The sequence below is a fragment of the Variovorax paradoxus genome, from assembly GCF_000834655.1.
GTDB classification, from domain to species: Bacteria; Pseudomonadota; Gammaproteobacteria; order Burkholderiales; family Burkholderiaceae_C; genus Variovorax; species Variovorax paradoxus_F.
The window spans coordinates 1-5,291 of the sequence record NZ_JXQQ01000066.1 but is presented as its reverse complement, the minus strand read 5'-3'; the positions used below and the strand labels follow the sequence as shown (position 1 = coordinate 5,291).

At 69.3% G+C, this 5,291-nt stretch carries 1 protein-coding gene; it reads left to right on the top strand.

Annotated elements, in window-relative coordinates:
• Nucleotides 1-5,291, top strand: a 5,291-nt coding sequence (locus RT97_RS23640; protein WP_155403876.1) for a tandem-95 repeat protein, incomplete at both ends; no start/stop codon positions are given.

Below are 5,291 nucleotides of genomic sequence, written 5' to 3'. Positions count from 1 at the left end.
GTGGTCTTCACGCCCGCGCCGAACTTCAACGGCACGGCCAGCTTCACCTACACGGTGAGCGACGGCAACGGCGGCACGTCGACCGCCACGGTGACTGTGAATGTCGGCGCGGTCAACGACGCCCCCGTGGCGACGGACGACGTGGCGACCACGCCGATCAACACGCCGCTCGCCAACATCCCGGTGCTCGCCAACGACACCGACGTGGACGGCGACCCGCTCACCGTGACCGGTGCGACCGTGAACCCCGCGCTGGGCACGGTCACCGTGAACCCGAACGGCACGCTCGACTTCACGCCGGCCAACAACGTCACCGGCCCGGTGCAGATCACCTACACCGTGAGCGACGGCAAGGGCGGCACCGACACCGGCGTGCTCACCGTCAACATCGGCGCCAACACGCCGCCGCAGAGCGCGGACGCCACGGTCAACGGCCTGGAAGACACGCCGCTGACGCTCACGCTCGCGAACTTCGCGTTCACCGACACGGACGCGGGCCAGAGCCTGGCGAGCGTTCGCATCGACACGCTGCCGACCAACGGCACGCTGCTGCTGAACGGCGTGGCCGTCACGCCGGGGCAGGCGATCGCGGTGAACGAAATCACTTCCGGGCGCCTCACCTTCGTGCCGGCCGCGAACGGCAACGGCGCCGCCTATGCGAGCTTCACCTTCTCGGTGCAGGACTCGGGCGGCGCGTTCGACGCAACGCCCAACACCATCACCTTCAACATCGCGCCGGTGAACGATGCGCCGGTCGCGAACCCCGAAACGGTGGTCGTGAACGAAGACACGCCCGCCACCGGCAACGTGCTGGCCAACGACACCGACGTGGACGGCAATGCCCTCACGGTGACGCAGTTCGTGGTCAACGGCTCGACCTTCACCGCAGGCCAGACCGCGACCATCGCGGGCGTGGGCTCGTTGGTGATCAACGCCGACGGCAGCTACACCTTCGCGCCGGCGGCCAACTACAACGGCCCGGTGCCCGTGGCCACCTACAGGGTGAGCGATGGCGCGCTCACCGCCGATTCGACGCTCACGATCTCGGTCACGCCGGTGGACGATGCGTTCACCGATGCCGACGAAACCGTGAGCGTCAACGAAGACTCCTTGCTCACCGGTTCGGTGCTCACGGGCACCACGAGCGTGGACGGCCCGGTGAGCGTGACCAGCTTCAGCGTGGCGGGCGATGCGACGACCTACGCGGCCGGGCAGACGGCCACGATCGCGGGCGTGGGCACCTTGGTGATCAATGCCAACGGCAGCTACACCTTCACGCCGGCCGCGAACTACAACGGCCCGGTGCCGGTGGTCACTTACAGCATGACCGACGGTTCGAGCGCGGATACGTCTACCTTGACCATCACCGTTGCGCCCGTGGACGATCCGTTCACCGACGCGAGCGAGACCGTCACGACGAACGAGGACACGCCGCTGACCGGCTCGGTGCTCACGGGTACCACGAGCGTGGACGGCCCGGTCACAGTCACCGGCTTCACGGTGGCAGGCGATGCAACGACCTACACCGCGGGCCAGACGGCCACCATCACAGGCGTGGGCACGCTGGTCATCAACGCGAACGGCAGCTACACCTTCACGCCCGCTGCGAACTACAACGGCCCGGTGCCCGTCGTCACGTACAGCCTGACCGATGGTTCGAGCGGCGACACCTCGACGCTGACCATCAGCGTCACGGCAGCCAACGATGCACCGGCGGGCAACCCCGACACCGTGACCGTCACCGAAGACGTGCCCGCCACGGGCAACGTGCTGACCAACGACACCGATGTGGATGGCGACGCGCTCACCGTCACCAGCTTCAGCGTGGCCGGCGACGGCACCTTCACCGCGGGCCAGACGGCCACCATCGCGGGCGTCGGCACCCTGGTCATCAACGCCAATGGCAGCTACACCTTCACGCCGGCAGCCAACTACAACGGCCCGGTTCCGGTCATCACCTACACGGTGAGCGACGGCACGGCCACCGCCACCTCGACGCTGACCCTCACGGTCTCGGCGGTGAACGACGCGCCGGTCAACACCCTGCCCACGGGCTGGACGACCAACGAAGACGCGACGGTCGGGCTGACCGGGCTGCAGATCACCGATGCGGATGCGGGCAGCAGCCCCATGCGCGTGACGCTGAGCGTGCCGAGCGGCTCGCTCACGGCGGCTTCGGGCGGCGGCGTGACCGTGACGGGCAGCGGCACGGGCACCCTGGTGCTCGAAGGCTCGCAAGCCAACATCAATGCGTACCTGGCGAGCGCGGCGCGCCCCAACTACGTGCCGGTGGCCAACTTCAACGGCAGCGTGACGCTGACCATGACCACCAGCGACCTGGGCAACACGGGTACGGGCGGCACGCTCACGGACACCGACACCGCGACCATCGGCATCGCCGACGTCAACGACGCACCCGCGGGCACCGACCGCACGGTCACGATCAACGAAGACGGCACGTACACCTTCTCGGCGGCTGATTTCCCGATCACCGATGCCAACGACACGCCGGCCCACAGCCTGCAGTCGGTGGTCATCACCACCTTGCCCGATGCGGCGCAAGGCGTGCTGCGCCTGAACGGCGTGGCCGTGACGGCAGGGCAGGTGATTCCGGTCGGCAGCCTCGGCCAGCTCACCTTCACGCCGGCAGCGAACGTGAACGGCGCGGGCATCGGCGCCTTCACCTTCCAGGTGGTGGACAGCGGCGGCACCGCCAATGGCGGGCAGAACACCGACCCGTCGCCCAACACCTTCAGCTTCAACATCACGGCGGTGAACGATGCGCCGGTGGCCGGCGACGATGTGGCGACCACGCCGATCAACACGCCCCTCGCGAACATCCCGGTGCTCGCCAACGACGCGGACGTGGACGGCGACCCGCTCACCATCACCGCGGCCACGGTGAACCCGGCGCTGGGCACGGTCACCATCAACGCCAACGGCACGCTGAGCTTCACGCCCGCCAACAACGTGAGCGGGCCGGTGCAGATCACCTACACCGTGAGCGACGGCAAGGGCGGTACCGACACCGCCATCCTCACGGTCAACGTGGGCGCCAACACGCCGCCGCAGAGCGCGGACACCACGGTCAACGGCACCGAAGACACGCCGGTGGTGCTGACCCCGGCGAACTTCCCGTTCACCGACACCGATGCGGGCCAGAGCCTGGCCAGCGTGCGCATCGACACGCTGCCCGTCAACGGCACGCTGCTGCTCGACGGCGTGGCGATTGCCGCGGGCCAGACGGTCACCGTGGCCGACATCACCGCGGGCCGGCTGACCTTCGTGCCGGGCGCGAACGGCAACGGCGCGACCTACGCGAGCTTCACCTTCTCGGTGCAGGACTCGGGCGGCGCCTTCGATGCGGCGCCCAACACGCTCACCTTCAACATCGCGCCCGTCAACGACGCGCCGGCAGCGAACGACGACACCGGCACGACCGACGAAGACACCGCGCTCACCGGCAACGTGCTGGGCAACGACAGCGACGTGGACGGCGACGTGCTCACGGTGACGCAGTTCGTGGTGAACGGCAGCACCTTCAACGCCGGCCAGACGGCCACCATCGCGGGCGTGGGCTCGCTGGTGATCAACGCCAACGGCAGCTACACCTTCACCCCGGCCGCCAACTACAACGGCCCGGTGCCCGTGGTCACCTACACGGTGAGCGACGGCACGCTCGGCGACACCGCAACGCTCACCCTTTCCGTCACGCCGGTGGACGATGCGTTCACCGACGCGAACGAGACGGTCACCACCAACGAAGACACGCCGCTCACCGGCTCGGTGCTCACCGGCACCACCAGCGTGGACGGCCCGGTCACCGTGACGGGCTTCACGGTGGCGGGCGATCCCACCGCCTACGCCGCCGGCCAGACGGCGGACATCGCCGGCGTCGGCACCCTGACCGTCAACGCGGACGGCAGCTACACCTTCACGCCCGCGGCCAACTACAACGGCCCGGTGCCGCTGGTCACCTACGGCATGACCGACGGGTCGAGCACCGACACATCGACGCTCGCCATCACGGTCGCGCCGGTCAACGACGCGCCGGTCAACACGCTGCCCGCCAGCTACCCGGCGACCGAAGACACGACGCTTGCGCTCACGGGCATTTCGGTGTCCGACGTGGACGCCGCGGGCGGCACGATCACGGTGACGCTGTCGGTCGGCTCGGGCACGCTCGCTGCGGGCCCCGGCGGGGGCGTGGGTGTCAGCGGCTCGGGCACCGGCACGCTCGTGCTCACGGGCACGCAGGCGGCCATCAACGCCTACCTGGCGGCCACGGCGCCGGTCTTCACGCCCGCGGCCAACGCCAACGGGCCGGTGCTGCTGACGATGACCACCGACGACGGCGGCAACACCGGCGGCGGCGCGCTCACGGACACCGACACCAGCACCATCGACGTGGCCCCGGTCAACGATGCGCCCGTGGGCAATGCCGACACCGGCACGGTGGTGGAAGACACGCCCGCCAGCGGCAACGTGCTGGCCAACGACACCGACGTGGACGGCAACCCGCTCACGGTGACGCAGTTCAGCGTCGGCGGCAACACCTTCACGGCCGGCAGCACCGCGACCCTCACGGGCGTGGGTGCGCTCACCATCAACAGCGACGGCAGCTACACCTTCGCGCCGTCGGCCAACTACAACGGCCCGGTGCCCGTGGTCACCTACACGGTGAGCGACGGCACGGCCACCGCCAGCTCGACGCTCACGCTCACCGTGACGCCGGTGGACGACCCCTTCACCGACGCCAACGAAAACGCAAGCACCAACGAGGACACCGCGCTCACCGGCTCGGTGCTCAACGGCACGAGCAGCGTGGACGGCCCGGTGACGGTCGTGGGCTTCAGCGTGGCGGGCGACGCCACCGCCTACACCGCGGGCCAGACCGCGACCATCGCCAATGTCGGCACGCTGGTGATCAACAGCGACGGCAGCTTCACCTTCACGCCGGCCGCGAACTACAACGGCCCGGTGCCGGTGGTCACGTACAACCTGACCGACGGCTCCAGCGGCAACGTCTCCACGCTCACGATCACCGTGCTGCCCGTGGCCGATGCGCCGGTGGCCAACCCCGACACCGTGGCGGCGACCGAAGACACGCCGTTGTCGATCCCGGCGGCCACCCTGGTGGGCAACGACACCGACGTGGACGGCGACACGCTCACCATCTCCAGCGTGCAGGGCGCGGTGAACGGCACCGTGAGCCTGGTGGGCGGCAACGTGGTCTTCACGCCCGCGCCGAACTTCAACGGCACGGCCAGCTTCACCTACACGGTGAGCGA